Annotated in this window: 20 protein-coding genes; 12 read left to right on the top strand and 8 right to left on the bottom strand. The window is 47.0% G+C overall.

What is annotated here, in order from left to right; genetic code table 11:
• Positions 1-237: 237 nt before the first annotated feature.
• The 5 genes from MHB64_RS09345 to MHB64_RS09325 form a co-directional block, all read right to left on the bottom strand.
• Positions 238-1,239 carry an acetyl-CoA carboxylase carboxyltransferase subunit alpha gene (locus MHB64_RS09345; protein ID WP_341134219.1) on the bottom strand — a complete coding sequence of 334 codons (1,002 nt, stop codon included), beginning with the start codon at positions 1,237-1,239 and terminating at the stop codon, positions 238-240.
• A 1-nt stretch (position 1,240) separates the two neighbouring features.
• A complete protein-coding gene (gene accD / locus MHB64_RS09340; RefSeq protein WP_042186509.1) occupies positions 1,241-2,134 on the bottom strand; it encodes an acetyl-CoA carboxylase, carboxyltransferase subunit beta in 894 nt (297 codons plus the stop codon).
• 72 nt (positions 2,135-2,206) lie between these two features.
• Positions 2,207-2,395, bottom strand: a complete 189-nt coding sequence (locus MHB64_RS09335; RefSeq protein ID WP_042125966.1) for a hypothetical protein — start codon at positions 2,393-2,395, stop codon at positions 2,207-2,209.
• Between the two features lie 146 nt (positions 2,396-2,541).
• Positions 2,542-3,042 carry a phosphatidylglycerophosphatase A family protein gene (locus tag MHB64_RS09330; RefSeq protein WP_042186505.1) on the bottom strand — a complete coding sequence of 167 codons (501 nt, stop codon included), beginning with the start codon at positions 3,040-3,042 and terminating at the stop codon, positions 2,542-2,544.
• Positions 3,043-3,116: 74 nt separating this feature from the next.
• Complete coding sequence (locus MHB64_RS09325; protein WP_341134218.1) at positions 3,117-6,755, bottom strand: DNA polymerase III subunit alpha; 3,639 nt, start codon at positions 6,753-6,755, stop codon at positions 3,117-3,119.
• Between the two features lie 325 nt (positions 6,756-7,080).
• Here MHB64_RS09325 and MHB64_RS09320 point away from each other — a divergent pair, with 325 nt between their 5' ends.
• From MHB64_RS09320 to MHB64_RS09310, 3 genes are all read left to right on the top strand, one after another.
• Positions 7,081-7,404, top strand: a complete 324-nt coding sequence (locus MHB64_RS09320; RefSeq protein WP_042125960.1) for a YtrH family sporulation protein — start codon at positions 7,081-7,083, stop codon at positions 7,402-7,404.
• A gap of 5 nt (positions 7,405-7,409) precedes the next feature.
• Positions 7,410-7,910, top strand: coding sequence for a DUF4044 domain-containing protein (locus MHB64_RS09315; RefSeq protein ID WP_094874150.1), 501 nt, complete (start codon positions 7,410-7,412; stop codon positions 7,908-7,910).
• Between the two features lie 87 nt (positions 7,911-7,997).
• A complete protein-coding gene (locus MHB64_RS09310; protein ID WP_280786982.1) occupies positions 7,998-8,318 on the top strand; it encodes a YtpI family protein in 321 nt (106 codons plus the stop codon).
• Positions 8,319-8,414: 96 nt separating this feature from the next.
• On the opposite strand, the gene MHB64_RS09305 is transcribed toward MHB64_RS09310, so the two are convergent.
• Positions 8,415-9,749, bottom strand: a complete 1,335-nt coding sequence (locus MHB64_RS09305) for a DRTGG domain-containing protein (RefSeq protein ID WP_341134217.1) — start codon at positions 9,747-9,749, stop codon at positions 8,415-8,417.
• Positions 9,750-9,926: 177 nt separating this feature from the next.
• Between MHB64_RS09305 and MHB64_RS09300 the strand changes: the two genes are divergently transcribed.
• A complete protein-coding gene (locus MHB64_RS09300) occupies positions 9,927-10,760 on the top strand; it encodes a hypothetical protein (RefSeq protein ID WP_341134216.1) in 834 nt (277 codons plus the stop codon).
• A gap of 102 nt (positions 10,761-10,862) precedes the next feature.
• Positions 10,863-11,003 carry a hypothetical protein gene (locus tag MHB64_RS09295; protein ID WP_179085720.1) on the top strand — a complete coding sequence of 47 codons (141 nt, stop codon included), beginning with the start codon at positions 10,863-10,865 and terminating at the stop codon, positions 11,001-11,003.
• A 155-nt stretch (positions 11,004-11,158) separates the two neighbouring features.
• On the opposite strand, the gene MHB64_RS09290 is transcribed toward MHB64_RS09295, so the two are convergent.
• Positions 11,159-11,443, bottom strand: coding sequence for a hypothetical protein (locus MHB64_RS09290; protein ID WP_094874146.1), 285 nt, complete (start codon positions 11,441-11,443; stop codon positions 11,159-11,161).
• A gap of 193 nt (positions 11,444-11,636) precedes the next feature.
• Here MHB64_RS09290 and MHB64_RS09285 point away from each other — a divergent pair, with 193 nt between their 5' ends.
• Entirely contained in the window at positions 11,637-12,212 is a 576-nt protein-coding gene (locus MHB64_RS09285; protein WP_094874145.1) for a hypothetical protein, read from the top strand.
• A 124-nt stretch (positions 12,213-12,336) separates the two neighbouring features.
• On the opposite strand, the gene MHB64_RS09280 is transcribed toward MHB64_RS09285, so the two are convergent.
• The gene (locus MHB64_RS09280) at positions 12,337-12,675 is read right to left on the bottom strand and encodes a YlbF family regulator (RefSeq protein ID WP_076121521.1); all 339 of its coding nucleotides are present in this window, start codon (positions 12,673-12,675) and stop codon (positions 12,337-12,339) included.
• 330 nt (positions 12,676-13,005) lie between these two features.
• On the opposite strand from MHB64_RS09280, the gene MHB64_RS09275 reads away from it, so the two are divergent.
• The 6 genes from MHB64_RS09275 to MHB64_RS09250 are packed head-to-tail and all read left to right on the top strand — an operon-like array spanning position 13,006 to position 19,701.
• Positions 13,006-14,373: a YheC/YheD family endospore coat-associated protein gene (locus MHB64_RS09275; RefSeq protein WP_094874144.1), complete on the top strand. Its 1,368-nt coding sequence runs from the start codon at positions 13,006-13,008 to the stop codon at positions 14,371-14,373.
• Positions 14,374-14,383: 10 nt separating this feature from the next.
• Entirely contained in the window at positions 14,384-15,562 is a 1,179-nt protein-coding gene (locus MHB64_RS09270) for a YheC/YheD family endospore coat-associated protein (protein ID WP_094874143.1), read from the top strand.
• On the top strand, positions 15,563-16,936 hold the full coding sequence (locus MHB64_RS09265) for a YheC/YheD family endospore coat-associated protein (RefSeq protein WP_094874142.1): 1,374 nt from the start codon (positions 15,563-15,565) through the stop codon (positions 16,934-16,936). It abuts the gene before it with no gap.
• Entirely contained in the window at positions 16,933-18,045 is a 1,113-nt protein-coding gene (locus MHB64_RS09260; RefSeq protein WP_341134215.1) for a YheC/YheD family endospore coat-associated protein, read from the top strand. The genes MHB64_RS09265 and MHB64_RS09260 overlap by 4 nt, the downstream gene beginning before the upstream one ends.
• Positions 18,046-18,070: 25 nt before the next feature.
• Positions 18,071-18,589 (top strand): N-acetyltransferase, encoded by a 519-nt coding sequence (locus MHB64_RS09255; protein ID WP_341134214.1) that lies wholly within the window; start codon positions 18,071-18,073, stop codon positions 18,587-18,589.
• A complete protein-coding gene (locus tag MHB64_RS09250) occupies positions 18,571-19,701 on the top strand; it encodes a YheC/YheD family endospore coat-associated protein (protein WP_094874139.1) in 1,131 nt (376 codons plus the stop codon). The genes MHB64_RS09255 and MHB64_RS09250 overlap by 19 nt, the downstream gene beginning before the upstream one ends.
• The last annotated feature ends 22 nt before the right edge of the window (positions 19,702-19,723 follow it).

Raw genomic sequence — 19,723 nt, 5'->3', positions numbered from 1 at the left:
ATGTGCCTTTAACTACGCCCTTATGAATATTACTGCAACTTAGACACAAAATCAATGTTGTAGGCTCTTTTAGAGTAATTTGAGCTCGAATTATCTGTATGCACAAAAAAAATTAAAATAATCCCGAAATTACGTCGAGATTATTTTAATTCCAATAAAATCTATAATTTACACGAAATTGAATATGGTCCACTAAGTATGGTTATATGTCTTAAAGTGCAAATGGAAACACTCTTTTTACACTTCAGTTTCCACTTCTTCTTCAAGGAAAATCTGCTCCTGCTGGACTTCAGCAAACTCACCTATTTTACGGAATTTACGATAACGATCTTCTTTCAATTCCGCTCTATCCAGAGGAATTAGCTCCTGCAAGTGACGCCATAACGCATCCTTAATCGCAGCTGCCGTAGCTTCGTAATCACGATGAGCGCCGCCTTTTGGCTCAGGAACAATCTCTTCAATGACTTCCATTTCAAGCAGATCAGATGCCGTTATCTTCATGGCCTCCGCAGCTTGATCAGCCTTCGAAGCATCCTTCCATAGAATCGATGCCGCACCGTTAGGGGATATCACCGAATAAATGGCATGCTCCAGCATAAGCACTCTATTACCAACTGCCAGTGCTAGTGCGCCACCACTTCCGCCTTCACCAATAACCACACAGATTACAGGGACACCAAACTGAGACATCTCGCGTAAATTACGGGCAATTGCTTCAGATTGTCCTCTTTCCTCAGCTGTATTGCCTGGATATGCACCTTTCGTATCCACGAAGGTTATAATGGGACGATTGAACTTGTCCGCTTGCTGCATCAAACGCAGTGATTTACGGAAGCCCTCAGGGTGTGCACTGCCGAAAAAGCGTAAAATATTCTCTTTCGTATCCTTACCGCGCTGCTGGCCAATGACCGTAACCGGGACGCCGTTAAGCTTGGCGATACCGCCTACAATAGCAAGATCATCCCCAAACATTCGATCCCCGTGAAGCTCAATAAAATCTGTGAAGATCTGCCCCATAAGATCAAGAGAAGTCGGACGTCCCTGATGTCTGGCTAGATGCATTTTTTGGGAAGGGGAGATGTTAGAATAAACTTCCTCCTCAAGCACACGGTACCGTTCTTCCAGTCTTGCTATCTCATCCGTAAAATCAATACTCTTCTCTTCGCCGAACTGCTTTAGCTCGGCAATTTTCTTGCGCATTTCAACCAGAGGCATTTCAAAAGGCAACTCTCCTGCCAACCTAAAATCCCCCTTTCACATCATGCAATTCCAAAATTTTGGTCAGTGTGGCGCGCATTTCTTTACGATGCACAACCATATCAATCAAGCCATGCTGCAGATTAAATTCAGCCGTCTGGAAATCATCCGGAAGCTTCTGGCGAATCGTCTGTTCAATGACTATACGTCCTGCGAAACCGAATACCGCCCCAGGCTCAGCAATAATAATATCGCCCAGACTGGCAAAACTCGCAGAGACTCCGCCAGTTGTCGGATCCGTAATTATAGAAATATAAAGGCCGCCCACTTCGTTGAAACGAGCAAGCGCTGCACTTGTCTTCGCCATTTGCATAAGACTTAGAATACTCTCCTGCATTCTTGCTCCACCAGAAGTAGAGAAAATAAGGAGTGGAAGCTGCTTCTCCGTGGCTTCTTCAATCGCCCGGGTAATCTTCTCACCGACTACAGATCCCATACTGCCGGAGAAAAATTCGAAATTCATCACAGCTACAATCACTGGATGTCCGCCAATAGATCCCTGCCCCGTAATCACGGCATCAGTTTGTCCCGATTTCAGTTGCTGTTGCTCCAGTTTAGAGGCATAACCCGGGAATTTCAGCGGATCTATAGAATACATTTCACTATCAAACTCGATAAAGCCCTCTGGGTCTAACGTCATAGCAATACGCTCAACGGCGTTCAAGCGCAGATGATGACCACAAGTAGGACATACTTTAAGATTCTTTTCCAATTCCTTGCTATACTGGATCGTTCCGCATTTATTACATTTACTCATTAATCCTTCTGGAATTTCCCGTTTGGGGCGTTCGCCTTCTGCAGGCACGCCGCTTCGCTCCAGACGTTCTGAAGGAATAGTCGCGTACTTCCGTTTCTTCTGAAATAAATCTTTGAACACACCCGCACCTCTTCAGCCGTTTATTTGCGTTATGCAGCTTGCCGCTGTCATGACTTTTCTCTTGATAGAAATTCAGGGATGCAGAATAAGATTAAGGACTTCCTGTACTTCCTCCAGTTCACCCGAAGGAACCAATATCTCAAACTGCTGCTTGGACATATTGATTGGACGGCATTTTACTAAAAAACCTTCTTCAGTCAGCTTACTCTTAATCATATCCGCCACTTTGGCGGTCGGCGCGATATATATTACCGTCCACATGCCTTGCAAGGCCTCCCCAATCTTAATTCCCAGCCGTATCCCGTATAATGGAATTATGATAACACAGTTTTCTTTTTTCCCGCAACAGGCGTAGGGCAAAGGAAGCAAGACTGAGGAACTCGTTCAATCGAAATGAATCGGGTCATTTATTCCGTGTCCGTGACTAGAGGATATACTTTTGCCCCTTCCTGCCGATGAGCGATTCTAGCAGAAGCAGCTGCAGCGATACCCGCTACTAAGTCATCCAGGAACACGTGAATCCTCCCCTTATCATCGTTCAATTCACCAATGATTCCAAGCTTTATTTTGTCCAAGTACCCAAATCCTGTAAGTCCGATCATCCCATATACCCCTGTGATGCCAAGGGCTAGAGTCTCGTCCGCTCCATAAAGTGATTCATCCGCTTCCATTACTGCCTGAAGCGGCTGCGGAAGCAGTCTCTTCTCGGCCAGTTCATCAAGTGCGATCCCCGTCATTAACGTGTACTGCACTTCTCTTTTTCCCAATACAGATTTCACACTGGAAAGGCATTCTTCCTTGGATAAACCGGGGTAATAGACCGATTGTAAAATATATACGATTTCAGCAATGGAAGAAAGTGATACGCCTCTACGTTCCAACAGATCAACTGCCATTTGATAGGACATGATGTGATTCCCCTTTCCGCCCAGGGATTCGCCCTGTGGTTTCCTAATGTATGCGGAAAAAGGTGGAATTGTTCTTATTTTATTCTTACAGTACCTTCCCCGAGCATAGACTCGATAGCTGCGATTAGCTCTTCTGAAGGCTTAATCCGATAGTTATCGCTAAGGGCCAGGAGCTTCTGATCCCGTTCGTAGAACAGAATCGTCGCGACTGGGCCTGGATGATTCTGCAGCAGCTCCTTCAGATGCGACAGCTGCGCAGCATTCTCGGCGGCCGGCGTGATTTTGATAAAGACACGCTGGCCTGAGCCCGGCGCTGGCGCAGCGGCCGGTGCAGGTGTTGCAGGCGCAGCTGCGCCGCCTGCAGGTCTGCCAGCGGGGCCAGTAGCAGCCCCGCCGACCCGCGAAGCAGGAGCTGCGCCGCGTGGCGGTGCTCCTGCTGAGGCCGAGCGTCCCGCGCTATACGAGCGGGATGCGGCGGTACTACGGCGCTGCAGCAGGGCGCGGAGAGTCTCCGCGGATAGCAGCGCCACTTCCTCGGCCAGCAGCTTGAAGCCTTCGTCCTCCTGCTGCACCTTGGCGCGCAAGGCCAGCAGCGCGCCCTTGGCAATCAAGCTGCGGCTTCGCTTCCACACCTCGGGGAAGAGCACGACTTCGCAGCGCTCGATCTGATCTTCCCATTCGATGAAAGCCATCGATTTTCCTTGCTTCGTCGTAATTTCCTTAACGGAAACAACCATGCCGGCCGTAACCGTCTGACTCTCATCTGCGGCTTCACCAAGATCCATTAGCCGCTGTATGCCCGGCTCCTCCAGCAGCTCAGCGCTATCATCGAGAGGATGACCTGATAGATACAGCCCCAGCAGCTCACGTTCCATCTCCAGCTGCTGTCCTACAGTGAACTTAGGGATATCCGGATACCGAATTTCCCAGTTCGGCGTCTCCACCAAATCGTCGAACAGCTGAATTTGCAGCTCATCTCGCTCTTTGCGCCATTTCAGTGCAGCGTCAACGGTCTCGTCCAACATAGCCAGCAGCTGGGCCCTATGACCCGGCAGACAGTCAAAAGCTCCTGCCTGCAGCAAAGACTCCACTACCCGCTTGTTGCAGACCCGCAGATCCACACGTCGACAGAAATCGAGCAGGCTGTCGAATGGCCGCTCCTTGCGGACCGACATAATATTCTCCACTGCTAGCGTGCCGACGTTCTTAATCGCTGCGAGCCCAAAGCGGATATGCCCTGTTCCCGTTTCCTCTCCTGGAACAGGGGTAAACAGTACGCCGCTCTCGTTCACATCCGGCGGCAACACGCCGATGCCCGTGCGGCGGCAATCCAATACATATTCTGCCACCTTACGGTGAGTACCCATCACAGCGGTCAGCATAGATGCCATAAACTGCACCGGATAATGCGCCTTAAGATAAGCCGTCTGAAAAGCCAGCACGCCATATGCCGCCGCATGCGCTCGGGGGAAGCCGTAATCGGCAAACCTTACGATCATATCATAGACGGCATTGGCATCCGTTTCGTTATAGCCTTGCTGCAAGCTCCCCTGTACAAAATGGCTGCGTTCCTTATCCAGTGTCTCGCGCTTCTTCTTAGAGACTGCTCGGCGGAGCAAATCCGCTTCCCCAAGGGAGAATCCAGCCATAAGCGAAGCAATCTGCATGATCTGTTCCTGATACACAATAATTCCATAGGTATCCGCTAATATAGATTTCAAATCAGGATGCGGATACTCTACTTCGATTTGACCGTGCTTACCTGCTATAAATTTCGGGATAAACTCCATCGGACCCGGACGATATAGCGCTAGAACGGATACGATATCTTCAAAGCCATTTGGCTTCAAATCCTTAAGCACACGTCTTACACCCGCCGACTCCAACTGAAAGACCCCAGTCGTCTCACCAGCACCTAGCATTTCATACGTGAGCGGATCATGATCTGGTATGATTTTAAAATCTGGAACACTGCCACTCATTTCTTTAATCGAATTCATACAGCGCTCAATAATAGACAAGGTGCGCAGTCCCAGAAAATCCATTTTCAGCAGCCCAACACTCTCCAAATGCTCCATAGAGTATTGAGTTAACGCTGTACTTTCATTGCCCTCTTGAAGGGGCACAGCATCAGTTAGAGGTCCTTTGGAAATAACAACCCCGGCAGCATGTGTCGAAGCATGACGAGGCATACCTTCCACTTTCATTGCCATATCCAGCAAGCCTTTGATCTTAGGATTACTGTCATACAGCGCTTTAAGGTCTGGAGTAGTCTCCAGTGCTCTTGCAAGGCTGATTCCTAGTTGCCCTGGGATGAGCTTCGCAGCTTTGTCTACCTCGTTATAAGGTAAATTCAGCACCCTGCCCACATCACGAACCGCAGCCCGTGCAGCCATGGTTCCGAACGTAATGATCTGCGCCACATGTTCTTTGCCGTATTTCTCCACCACATAAGCGATAACCTCATCACGACGCTCATCACTAAAATCGATATCAATATCCGGCATCGTGATCCGCTCTGGATTTAAGAAACGTTCAAAGAGCAAGTTATACTTAAGCGGATCTACATCCGTGATTCGTAGGGAGTAAGCGGTAAGACTCCCCGCCGAAGAACCCCGGCCCGGCCCAGTAGCAATCCCCTGGCGATGACAATAAGCGATAAAATCCCACACAATTAGAAAATAATCGCTAAAACCCATACTCTCGATAACGCCAAGCTCATAGGCAAGACGCTTTTCAGCGGTCTCCCTTTGTTCAGGCGATGCCCAAAGCGGTGTGTCTATATACCGTTCTTCAAGCCCTTTAAAGCACAACTCCCGCAAATAAGCAGCGGAGTCCTTACCTTCTGGAATAGGTGAATAGGCAGGCAGAATATGCTGGCCAAAGGTAAGCTCCAAATTACATTTTTCTGCGATTACCAGCGTATTGCTGATAGCTTCAGGCACATGCGGAAACAATGCCGCCATTTGATCACTACTTTTTAGAAACAGCTGATCTGTTCCGATCTTGAGCCGTTCCTCATCATCCACCGTTTTACCTGTTCCAATACAGATCAGAACATCCTGTACCTCAGCATCTTCCTTGGCTAAATAATGAACGTCATTCGTAGCTACAAGTGGGATCTCACAGGCCTTGGCAAGTGCGATCAGCTTCGGATTTACTCGCTTTTGCTCGGAAATTCCGTGATCTTGAAGCTCCAGGTAGAAGTCTTCGCCAAAAATCTCCTTATATCGCAGCGCAGCCTTTCGCGCCTCGTCATCTCTTCCATGCAACAGATGCTGCGGTACTTCGCCGCCTAGACATGCACTGAGGCATATGATCCCCTCCGAATGAGCGGCCAGAACCTCCATATCAATACGCGGTTTATAATGATGACCTTCCAGATGGCCGATAGAAATCAGCTTCATCAGGTTCTTGTAGCCGGTTTCATTCTTGACGAGCAGAATCAGGTGATAAATCGGTTGATCTTTACGACTGCCTCGCTCACGGCGAGAGCCCGCGGTTAAATAAGCTTCACAGCCGATAATCGGCTTGATTCCATTCTCTTTACACGCTTTATAAAAGGGGATCGCCCCATACATCACTCCATGATCCGTAAGCGCCAGCGACTTCATGCCGTATTCGCCGGCCCGGCGCACGAGATCGGTAATGCGCGCCGCCCCGTCCAGTAAACTGTATTCGCTGTGCACATGCAAATGCACGAAAGGGCTCATTATCCCACTTCCTTTCTACTACAAAAATCAAACATAAATAGTTGTTCAAAAAGTCCGCTTTTGATCACGAAGCAACCCAAGAAGCTTACTCGACATCGAAGATTGAATTCAGGCGAAACTTCCGGTGCTCACGTAGCTTCCACTACGCTCCGCTCCTCAGTTTCTACCTTCTTTCAATCTTCTCAGTGCTGAAAACCGTACTTTTTGAACTCGCACTATAAGATGAAACTATTTTATCATATTAAAGGGGGACCCGCCCATAGAATGGATTAAGAGCACATGGACAGGCAACGATTATAGATGCCTCGTCCGGGAAGGGGCCTTTATGAGCATTTTTATGAGCAAAGCGATCCTCGATTTCTTTATCGCCTTCGGCATCGTCCTTGGCGGAGCTATGGTCGGCGGAATCGGCGCTGTAGTATCCCTGCAACCACCGACGCAAACGATGCTAGATGTAGCAGACCGGATTAAAATATGGGCACTTGCCGCCGCTGTAGGGGGTACTATGGACCCTTTACGGGTCATTGAAAGCAATATGATTGGAGGCAACCTCTCCCCAGCCATTAAGCAAATCATGTATATTGCCTTCGCCTTTCTCGGCGCTCATATGGGCAGCGAGCTAGTAAAATGGGTGTGCGGCAGGGGGTAACGCCAGTGAGAGTTCCACCATTCAGTCGTTTTCGTAGATTCACCCAAATTTCCGCTATATTCATGCTGGGGATCGTCGTAGGAGCCGTCATATACAACGCTATATACCATGTTGGATTTAACGTGTTATGGCTGAATAATGCAGACCTGCGTGTACAGATCGAGCAATATCAAGAGGATATTAAAACACTCAAAAAATACAATAATACCTCTACCGTAATCAGAGAAATCAAAATTCGATCAGAGGAAAGCAAAGCAGAAGGCTCAACCTCAGTTGATCCCGTAACGTTAAAATTAATACTTAGTGAAATACGATCTGATCTGGAGCCCATGCGTGGCCGCAGCATGTTCGATATTGACACAGACAGTAAACTGGTTAGGCTGCTGCTGGATGGCAAACTTTACATTGTGCGTGATAAGGAATACTCTGTCAAAATCCGGACGATGCTCGTCATGGAAGGCGTTCTGCAAATCTGGGTGGAAATCAATCCTTTTAAGCGCAACTAACAACAATCGTGTGATACAATAATGGACAGACAAAAGTGGAAATTACTTCAAGGCTTTTGCACGACATGATAAAGGAGCTGGCTGTCCATGGTTTTATTTATCAAGTACTTATTGTTCATCCTGCTGGTGATCTTTGTAATCGGCGCTGCTGTGTACAGCTTATCCTCTCGCCGTGCCTTAAATCCCCAAGATAAGGGGCTAAAACGCTCCGTCATGAATGTGATGCTGGGCGCTATGCTCGTAACGCTCTCCCTGATTTCCATGTTTCTATTTCGCGGCTCCACCATTAATATCATTGTTGAAGCTGCCTTTCTTCTAATCGGTGTATTTAACATCTTCTCAGGAATACGCAGCTATAGTTACTACAGCCGTAGCCGTAGCCAGGAACAACACCAGTCGAAAGCCTAGACTATCCCTCTGATAGGATTACAAGAATAAAATAGACTACCCTCTCTATCATCGTTGAGGGCAGTCTATTTAAGCATGTTTGTGATTCATTGTCTATTAGCCGTGATCAATGGATTGTAGCATCAGGACAGCTTTCGCTACCAGAGTATCTGAATAGCTGATCTCTACTTCAAGCTTACATGTACGGCGACTAATCTCGAGCAGTCTCGGCATTACAATAATGGCGTGTTCAATCTGTACCGGCCGGATAAAATAGGTGGACATATTATCTAATACATAGTCATTTCCTGTAATATCCTTAGCGGCCTTAAACGCAGAGAGCGTCATTAGCGTAGACAATATACCTTCAGAAATGGTACCAAGGTCTGTGGCCATCTGAGGCGTAATAAAACCATGGAAAAACAATCGGCCCTCTTCATCCCGCTCATCCGCAAAACCGTTCCAGATGAGATGATCGAAGGTCTCCCCAAGCTGTGGAGTGTTACGGACATCCCGCAGACTTTGCAGCACCTCTTTACGGGTTAGGGAGCCCACCAATTTGCGGTTACGGTCTACAATGGGTAGGAAATCGACGCCTTCCCACATCATGATCTGCGCAGCTGAAGCTAGTGAGGTATGCAGTGCGGCGGTAACCGGACTCCGAACCATAGCCTTTTCAATACTTTGCCCTTCTGTAAGGTCCTCTACTTCACGTCGGCCGATAATACCAATCACTCGGTTCCATTCATCTGTAACGGGAAAACGCTGCTCTCCAGTTTCCTCTGAAATCTGTCGTAGCTCACCTACGGTGCTTGAAATTTTTAACGTAATCATACGCGGTTTGCTGTCAACAATATCTTCTACCAGCATAATTTTTTTCTTAATCAATCTATCAAAAATCGCACGGTTAATCATTGATGCCACGGTAAACGTGTCATGTCTTGATGAAATGATGGGGAGATCCAGTTCGTCGGCTAATGCCTTCACTTCACGGCTCGTCCCGAAGCCACCTGTAACCAGAACTCCGGCACCCTGCTCTAGCGCCAAGGAGTGAACATCATCGCGGTTACCCACAATAAGCAGACTGTCTGCGTCTATATAACGAATCATCGCGTCGACCTTCATCGCACCGATTACATATTTATGTAGATGTTTACTCAGTCCGCTAGCACCGCCGAGAACATGGCCTTCCACAATATCAACCACGTCACCAAACGTCAGCTGTTCAGAAATGTTACGAGGCTTCTTTTCTACACGTACTGTACCAATCCGTTCCTTCGTAATAACAATCCCAAGATTCTCAGCTTCCTTAACGGCACGATAAGCCGTTCCCTCACTGACCAGCATTTCTTTTGCAAGCTTACGAACAGATATTTTGGAGCCTACCTTAAGACTTTCAATATGCTGCAGCAGTTGCTCGTGTTTAGTAATTGCATCGCCTTGACCTTCCAACTGTTACACCCCCGTACTCCGATCTGTACTATACTGTACTCATTATACACGGAGAGAATAGCACAGTACAACCGATTCATAAGCATCGAATTCGAATTTAATTGCCCGTTATTTAGCAACCTTTTCCTCTTTTTTATAGTCTGAGAGTTAAAGAAAGAGGAAAGGAGTATTATGGATATGAATAAGAACATGTTAATAATATTTACCAGTACTTTACTTTTCATAGGACTGATCGGCTGTGGAAATACGAGAACTGAAGTAAAACAATCAAGCCAAATAGAGCTGGATGCACAAAAAATAGTTTCTATTAACTTAATAGAAAAAGACCAGCCGGTGACGACTATTTCTGAAGCATCATCCTTGGAACGTTTCGTTCAAGTCATAACTACTGCAGAATATGATAAAGGACAATTAGATATTGCTCCAAGTGATTACAGAACAACCGTAAACATGAAGGACGGCATAAGTTATGAGTTCTCTTTTTGGATCGTCGGAAACAACAGTGGGTTACTCATTAAATCGGGACAAATGGGCCACTACCGTCTTTCAGATATCAGCAAAAAGGAGTTGTTGGACTTATTCCAATCGACTGTTAAAGAAGTTAAGAATTCTCCAGCAGACACTACTAACCCACAACCCCCTAACGTTCAAGTTACTGTTGGCGGTGAGCAATTCGATGCCATTCAAGGCTCTTATTGCTGGAATGACAATGGCAAAGGCGTCTGTGTAGATATGGCTTCTTACGATCAATTAGTTACCAAGCAGAAGGTACATCCCAAAGCCATCAGCCGTGACCAGGTAGAACTCAAATTCTCATCTGCACCCAAGGAGATAGAGGTGGTGGCTTCATTTCCTGGTGAGGAACGTCCGGACGAAGCTCTTTCCGTAGAAAATAACAGTTTTCAACTCACAGCAGGTAGCGGAAAACATCTGTATATAATCCAAGCAAGATGGCCTCAGGGGAGCGCCAGTTATGTATTTGAAGTGGAATGCTCTGTCAGTAAAGAGTAACCCTTTTGTTAGACAAACCGGGTAGTGGGTAGACGAATAGAGAATAGTCCCTAGAAAAAAGGGAAAATATGTTATGATGGAGAGGTGAAAGGGGATGACTTTATGCAATTTCTTTTTATACTCGCGATTCTCGTTCCTGCGGTATGGTACTACGCGGCTCTAGGTAAACGGATATCTGCAGAAGAAAAGAAAGCTGGAAAAGATCTCTCCGATGAGATCAATCCTTTTACAGGTGCAAGATAACTTTAATCCCCCTGCTTTGCGGGGCAATTTTAAAGCCCACCGGCTTAATCTAGTGGGCTTTTCTGTGAATCCAGGGGATTTATACCCCTCTTTTCGCCCATTCGGCGTTTTCACGGGAATATCAAATCTAGTTACTTAAGGAAGCTACCCCAATTCTATGATCTTTGTGTAACTCTAGTTTCTTCTTTCCATTTGGACTGCCATTGCTCCATCTTTGCTTTTCGCACAGCTTCCAAACGCTTGGTCTTCTCCTCATCAACACCGATAATAAAATGCAGATGTGCCGCAATGACCATAAAGGCGAAAAGTGACCAGACCACCCCAAAACCAAATACCCAGCTAGGCCCATTCGCAAGCGATAACTTCGGCAGAGCATACAAAAGCATGGCCAACGCCAGCAACAGATAGACACCATGTTTAAACTTGTTTCTTTTTCTCATAACTAACAGCTCCTCGTAGACAAGATATTCGATTGAATCTATATCTCTACTCTATGAACATGAAGCCCATAATATGAGACAAGTCCATAAAAAATATACTTCTATTCAAAAAATTATATAAAATAGTACGCATTTATATGGCTAGCAAAGCTTATATATGAGATGATAATTTCATTTAGGGGGCGATTTGGAATTGAATGCAACTTATACTCATACCGAATACATAATTCGAAAAAAGGTATTTTCGATCATGGGTGCGAAGCTTCATATTTATGATAATGCTGAGCAGCTTGTACTCTATTCACAAATGAAAGCATTTAAGTTAAAAGAGGATATTGCACTGTACACAGATGAATCTATGCAAAAGGAGCTTCTGCGAATAAAAGCCCGTAATGTGGTCGATTTTAGCGCTACTTATGATGTGCATGATACGGAGACTGGCGAGCACATTGGTGCACTGCGCCGCAAGGGACTCAAATCTATTTTGAAAGATGAATGGCTGATTCTCGATCGCCATGATCAGGAAATCGGAAAAATCAAGGAAGATAGCACCGCGATGGCTTTACTCCGCCGCTTCATCTCTATTATCCCTCAAAAATATAATATCGAGATGAATGATACAACGATCCCTACTTTCAAACAAAATTTTAATCCATTTGTTACAAAAATCATCGCTGACTTCTCTGAAGATCCCAAAGGAATGCTTGATCGCCGCCTAGGTTTGGCTGCTGGTATTCTTCTCTGCGCAATCGAAGGAAAACAAGATTAGCGGGTTTGCTCATACTAGTCACAAGAATAAATAGGGTGTTCCCAAAGCCAACCGGCTTCGGGAGCACCCTATTTAGATTGCACCTTTAATACCTTTCAGATGAATACCCGCTTACTAAAAGCGTTTATTCGCCATACAATTGCGACAAGCTCTCGGTAATGATCTTGTTTACATCCTCGATTACAACACTCAGGCGACGTTCTGCATCGAACAGACGGCGAATCCCAAGATTCATGTTAAGCACTTCGAATAATTTCTCCATCTTTTCCATTTCTTCCTGTGGAGGCATATCTCCGCTCATCATCCGTTGTTGAAGCTCCATTTGACCATTGCGGAAGTTGTCAAGCATCGCTTTGGCTTCAGGATCAGTTTCTACCAGTTTCATTGCGTTGGTGATATCCGCTACCTCAGTGCTTTCTTTAATGGCTTTCGCCAGTTCATGTGCTTTGTCGTGAATACTCATTATGATTCCTCCTAAAAGTTTTGTGAGCATATGCTTCCTGATTTCACTTCGTACAAAACTCACTTCGGAAGCATGAGCTTAAGTTTTGTGAGCCACTACTTCTCGATTCGTCTTCGTACAAAATTCACTTCGGAAGCGTTGCTTAAGTTTCCAAATATTGATTCATCCATGCTTGTTTCGCTTCTTGGGTCAGACTTATGAAATGATGCGGCAAGGTTTTTAAAGAGTAGGTCAATCACCAAGGGTCATATGTCTCCATATGATGAATGATATGTAACCCTTAGCTACCAAATTGCCGGCATCATGCTGCCTACCGGAAGGAGATCCACGATGTCCCAATTCAAGATCCCGGTCCATACGGTCCACTCGGGCATCCTGCAGGAAAACGCTATAATGCTTGGCGAACGATCCATGAAAAGACTCAAAATCCCGGCTCACGGAACGCTCCAGCTGGCTTTCGGCTCTTTCCGGCAGGAGGTTACCATTATCCCGGCTCCCAAATCCGAAAGCCTGCGTGTAAGCGAAGGACTGGCGCGGCGGACCGGATGGAAACATCGGCAAACCCTCAACGCCTCTTACAGCTCCGTAAGTCGTACCTTGCGACTTGGACCGTTGATCGGTGTACTCGTCAGCCGTGACCATCCAGATAATCTCGACAGGCTGTTTGGACCCATTACCATGTTCTGTCGAGAATTAACAAATGCCTGCCACGCACAAGGCGCCTATGTATATTTCTTTACCCCGGAAGCGCTGGAAACAAGCAGCTCTTCCATCCAGGGCTGGGTATACAACGAGGGTTGGAGGAAAATGAGTCTGCCCATCGCCGATGTAATCAACAATCGGCTAACGACGCGAAAGGTGGAGAATAAACCTAGCGTACAGCATTTTTTGGCGGATGTAAAATCACGGTATGGAACGCATTTCTTCAACGAAAAATTTCTTGACAAGACAGAAGTATTTGAAGCTTTAGCGCAAGACCCTTCATTGAAGCGGTATTTACCGGAATCGCATGCTTTAAACGGTTTTGCTGTGGTAAAGAAGATGTGTAGCCAATATCCAAGCGTATTTCTAAAGCCTGTACGAGGCAGTCTCGGCAAAGGCATTCTCCGAATCTCCAAAGATGAAGGCGGAGGATACCGTTTGTTATCAACTACCTCTATAGGTACACGCAAGCAAAGCTACCCGACTTTAGCTAAACTGTACCAGTCTATTGCTCCCAAGATGAAAACAACGCGCTACCAGATTCAACAAGGATTGCCCTTGATGGAGCTCGGTAAGCGTCCTGTAGATTTTCGAGCTCTTGTACAGAAGAATGGTACCGGTAAATGGGGCGTTACCTCCATTGTCGCTCGCACCGCTGGAAGCAATCATTTCGTCTCCAATCTAGCAAGAGGTGGCAGTCTTAGTACTGTCCGTGAAGCCGTTAGCAAGAGCAGCCTTCCTCCAGGTACCAAGGATAGCGTACAGCTTCAGCTTCCAAGAGCAGCACTTGCCATTGCAAGAGGCGTAGAAACCTTTATCCCTGCACATTTCGGAGAGCTCGGAATCGATCTGGCACTGGATCAATCCGGACGAATATGGCTCTTGGAGGTTAATTCCAAACCTTCCAAGAACGATAACACACCGCTAAACGATCAAAAAATCAGACCGTCCGTCAAGCAAATGATTCTGTATTGCCGCTATTTGGCCGGTTTATAAGGAGGACACAATGACTGAAACAGCTATGGGGTTCCTCGGCATTATGACGGGCCGTCGCCACGGGAATCCTCCGATTGCCGAGCCAGAATTTTGCAGTCATTTATGCCGTGCAGCTCCGCGATATAACCTTAAAGTCCTCGTGTTTCATCCGGACGGAGTAGCGGCAGACGGGTCATCTATAACCGGTTATACATGGAAAGACGGAAGCTGGCACAATACAACCTCTACACCACCAGATATCATTTATAATCGTTGTTTTTACAATAGTCCGAAAGAAAGAAAAGAAGCTTCGTCTGCCCTCTCTTTCCTTCACCGTTCACTACCTTGGTCAAGAGGTTTACCTGATAAATGGGGCGTATACGAGATCTTGAAGCGCAACCGAAGAGCCGCTATTTTACTTCCGGAAACTGTACTTTATACCGGTACACGCAAGTTAAGCAATATGCTTGCTGAAAGAGAATACGGAGTTTTCCTAAAACCCAAAGCAGGCTCTCATGGCAAACGTACATTGCATGCCATAATGCAGAACAGACGCTCTGGAGGAGGCATAAGAGTACGAGGGCGTGATGGAACAAATACACCCTTTCAATATGTATTCAGCTCGCAGGATGAAGGACTGAACTGGATTCATGAATTTATCGGCACACGCCGCTATATTATACAGCCTTATCTGCACCTAACTAATCGTGAGGGGCAACCGTTCGATGTGCGTGTATTGATGCAAAAGAATGGCCTCGGCCGCTGGGATCTTACAGGCATGGCCGTTCGGCTGGGTAATCATGGTTCACTGACTTCGAACCTGCATGGCGGTGGAACTGCGGTTCCTCCTTTGCCCTTTTTGCTTGCAGAATATGGTCAGGATGGAAAAGACATCATGCAGGAGCTTGCTACAGAAGCTGCATACTTGCCTCCTCTTCTGGAGGCCGCATGCGGTAGGCTTGGAGAACTCGGCCTAGATTTCGGTATTGATTCGAGCGGTCGGATTCATTTACTAGAAGCAAATTCCAAGCCAGGGCGCACGGTATTCCGGCTGACGGGCGACCGCCGGGCTGCTAAGCTCGCCGCCGAGAATCCACTGTCTTATGCGCGCCATCTGCTACTCACACAGCGACGGATACCATCCCTATCTACGGACAGCTCCGTTATAAACGGGAGAATGATAACAATGGTTCCTAAGGAGGATTCATAAATGAGTCTCACTTTTTGCAATGTGCATTTCACTAAGCAGCCCCAAAGAGTTGTATATGTATCAGGTGCACTGATGAAAAGCTTGAAATTAACCGGGAAAAAGAACATACGCCTTAGACTCGGTAAAGATGCCATCCCGACCATGATTAAGCCCATCAAGCGTGCCGGAAATCATCTATTCCTTGCCACTGGTGTAAAGAGTGCTATCAAGGTTCCGAAATCTGGTGGGATCTATTTACGCAATCTACAGAATGACGAAGTACAGCTTGGACCTTTAGTCGGTGTATTGTCCGATGGACCAGCATCTTCAAATCAACCCTTCGGTTCTCGCACTGGCTTCATAAAGCAATTGCTGCGGGAAGGCAGTAATAAATGTTATATATTTGCCTTTATGCCGCGTGATATCAACTGGCAGCAGGAGCAAGTCTATGGTTATTTCTTAACCGCAGGCGGCAAATTCGAACGTAAAATGGTTCCTCTACCTGATGTTGTCTACAATCGGCTACCCAGTCGGAGAGCGGAGACTTCACCTTATATCAACCAGCTTCGCGAACGATTTATGCGTAAGAAAATCCCTTACTTCAACTGGAGCTTTTTCAATAAATCCGATATTTATCGGTTGCTAGAAAATGACGGAGCTGCAAACCGTTACGTACCTGAGACCCACAGCAATCCCTCTTCCGAAAAAATGAGAGAAATGTTGGATCGCCACCACTTTGTGTACTATAAACCTTCCGCAGGCAGCCTGGGTCACGGGATTTACCGACTCACTTATCTGCCGAAAAAAGGGTATTTTGCCCGCTACCGCAAGGGTGGAAAAAACGTACTTCTGCGCTTCACTACCTTTGAAAGCCTTATGCGTATGCTTCGGTCACGACACGGTCAAGGCCTGCAAAATTATATCGTCCAACAAGGAATACGTTTGATTGAAATTGATGGCTGCCCGATTGATTTCCGATTCCATATGCATAAAAACGGCAGTAATCAATGGATTGTAGTCGGCATAGGCGCTAAAAAAGCCGGCCGGGGCAGTGTCACCACTCACCTTAAAAATGGGGGGGCTTTGCTTACACCTGGGCAGGCGCTCGGGCGTGTATTCGGGGGCAGAGCAGATGAAGTATTACAGCGTGCGAAGAGTACAGCCATTAAGCTGGCAGAATCCTTAGAAATCCAGCATCGTCATTTGCTCGGTGAAATTGGCTTTGATCTCGGCATTGATCAGGATGAAGACATCTGGATGTTCGAGGCCAACGCCAAACCAGGACGTTCCATCTTCCGTCATCCTTCCCTGCGCGCTGAGGGCAAAGCTTCCATCGAGCATATTTTGGAGCATTGTCTATACCTCAGCAAATTCCGCAGGAGGGATGAGATGTGAACACCCATATTCCGGATGAAACAAAACCCGTTATTGCCATACTGACAACCAGCGATAAAGTAAGGCAATTTAATGGCAACCGTAATAACTTCCGGGACATCATTCGCACAGGCAAGGAGCTGGGATTTCTTGTCTACGTCGTCACTGTCCGTGACTTGAAGCTCGAGGAACGGATGGTGAACGGTTATGTCCCATCATCCAGCGGAAGAATATGGTACAGCATTCCTGTACCTCTTCCACAAATCATCTATAATCGAATTCCTACCCGTGAGGATGAGGAAAAACCTGCTGTCGTACGCAAAATAGCTCAATGCCTGGAACATCCAGGCATTAAGCTATATAATCCATATTTTTTCAATAAATGGAGTCTATTTGAATGGTTGAAAGGCTCGTATGCTACCTCGAAGCATGTTCCAAAAACCAGACGTTTACGCAGTGCAAATACGCTTATCGCCATGCTAAATAATCATACCAGTCTCTATCTTAAACCTGAGAATGGCAAAGCAGGTAAAGGAATTATGCGTTTAAAATACCGTGCAGATACCACCTTACCCTATCGGCTGCAAATTCAAAGCGGCAAAAAAAATGTGACCTACAAAGCTGCCTCAGTAGAACGCCTCTGGGCACGGATAGGAAAAGAAAAGGGAAGCTCACGCTATATCGTACAGCAAGCTATTGAACTAGCGACTCACCGAGGACGCCCCTTTGATCTGCGTGTACTTCTACAGAAAAACGGCAGAGGCGGCTGGGCAATGACCGGCATAGGTGCGCGTCTAGCTGGTGCCCGCAGCATCACTACGCATGTACCTCGTGGCGGAAGTATCGAGGAGCCCTCCACCATGCTGGAAAGCACATTTGGAACTGAAAGAGCAGCCTCTATCTTAAAAAGTGTACCTACAACTGCTCTGTTAATTGCCAGACAAATTGAAAGAGCCTCTGATTCTATGCTCGGGGAGATGTCAATGGATCTCGGTATCGATGAGAACGGTGGACTCTGGTTCTTTGAAGCGAACTCCCGGCCGATGAAATTTGATGAGCCTGCGATTCGCAAGCTTTCTTTGGAGCGAATCTTTCAATATGGTCAGCACTTAGCACGCCATTCCAAGTAGAATTCATTAAAGGATGTGACACTGCATGCAGATATCCTCCATCTACGACACTGATCCTAAAAAGTGGAAATCGCGGTTAACCGGACTGCTTGAGTTTATAAGAGAGCATGGGGAGCGTCGGATTACAAACCAAGCTTGCAAGGTAATGGCCCGATTAACTCCAGAACAGTTGTCTGAGCCAGGTGTCTCGCTGCTTGTCGCCACCGTACGCGGTCAGAATGGGCGCCAGCTAGCAGGCGTAAGCTTCGTATCCGGTTTCGGTGAAGAGGCCTGTCTCGTTGCCGTGCATCCCTTATACCGAAATAGGCATACAGGCACCGCCCTTATGGCCGCCCAGTTAAATCGTTTAGGGCGTCTCGAATGCAGTGTTGCCAGCGATAATACAGCCAGTCTGAAAATGTGTTTCAACGTTGGTCTTGCCGCAGTGGCGCTTACTAGTGGCCCTACTGGCAAGCCAACTTTATTGATCCGGTCACCACAGAATACCGTCAGTACTACAAACTCTCCACAAGAAGGTGAACTCCTGTGCCAGAGCCCGTCTTAGGCATTCTTACTTTGTATATAAATGAAGCCAAGCAGCTTGAAGAAAAGGCCGTGTACCGGAGAATGATCATTGAGGGTAATCGAATGGGCTTGGATATTTTTGTGTTTACCCCCATGGATGTCCATCCCAGCAAAGAGCAGATCCATGCTCTTGTCTTTGATCCAAAGAGCGGGAAATGGTCACGTAAATGGCGTTCCTTCCCGAACATGATTTATGACCGTTGCCGTATCCAGCGCAGCACGCGCTTTCAGCAATTGCTTCGTTTCCGTGAACGCTATAAACATCTGCTGTTTCTGAATCGTCCACTGCGCAACAAATGGACCATACACCAAACGTTCTCACAAAAGAGTCGCTTCCGGCAGCATATGCCAGAAACATTACTGTATCATTCCTCTGCCGATCTGCACCGAATGCTGAAGCAGAGCCCGGTACTCTATATCAAGCCAGCAAACGGCACAGGTGGGCGCGGTATCCTTAGAATTGAACGGGTGAAGGGTAGTAAAGGGGGCTTTGATATTCAAGGCCGTCGTCAAGATCGCCGGATTATTCCACCCCGAAAGGTCTCTGCCTCCCGATTGGATTCTATCGTTCGACAATGGTGTATTGGTGGACGTTTCCTCGTCCAACAGGGGATCCCACTTCGTCTGCCTGGCGGACGTTTCCATGATTACCGCATGCTCGTTCAAAAAAATGGGCAAGGCGTCTGGGAACTGACAGGTATGGCAGCAAGAGTCGGAGCAGCCCGAAGCGTAACCTCCAATCTTCATGGCGGTGGGCACGCCGTTCGGGCGGAAACGCTGCTAAAGGAATGGCTGGGTAGTCAGGATAAAACCGATAAGGTTATGAAAACTGCCGAGAGGTTAGGACTTGATGCCGCTGCTTTCCTGGAAGAAAGTTTCGGAGCCTTATGTGAGCTCGCTCTGGACCTCGCTATAGATCGCGAAGGAAGAATCTATGTGCTGGAGGTTAATCCAAAACCTGCCCGTGAAGTGTTTGCCCGCTCTGGGGACGGTAACACGTATCGTAAAGCACTAGTACGTCCTTTGGAGTATGCGCTATGGTTATATAATAATAAAGGTGCCCCAGCGGCGGCTAAGACTACTGAGGAATAATATGATACACAAAAACAAAACA

It is taken from the genome of Paenibacillus sp. FSL K6-2859 (assembly GCF_038008265.1).
Classification (GTDB): Bacteria; Bacillota; Bacilli; order Paenibacillales; family Paenibacillaceae; genus Paenibacillus_AQ; species Paenibacillus_AQ nitricinens.
Note: the sequence above shows the minus strand (reverse complement) of the source record. Positions and strands in the feature narration are given on the sequence as shown.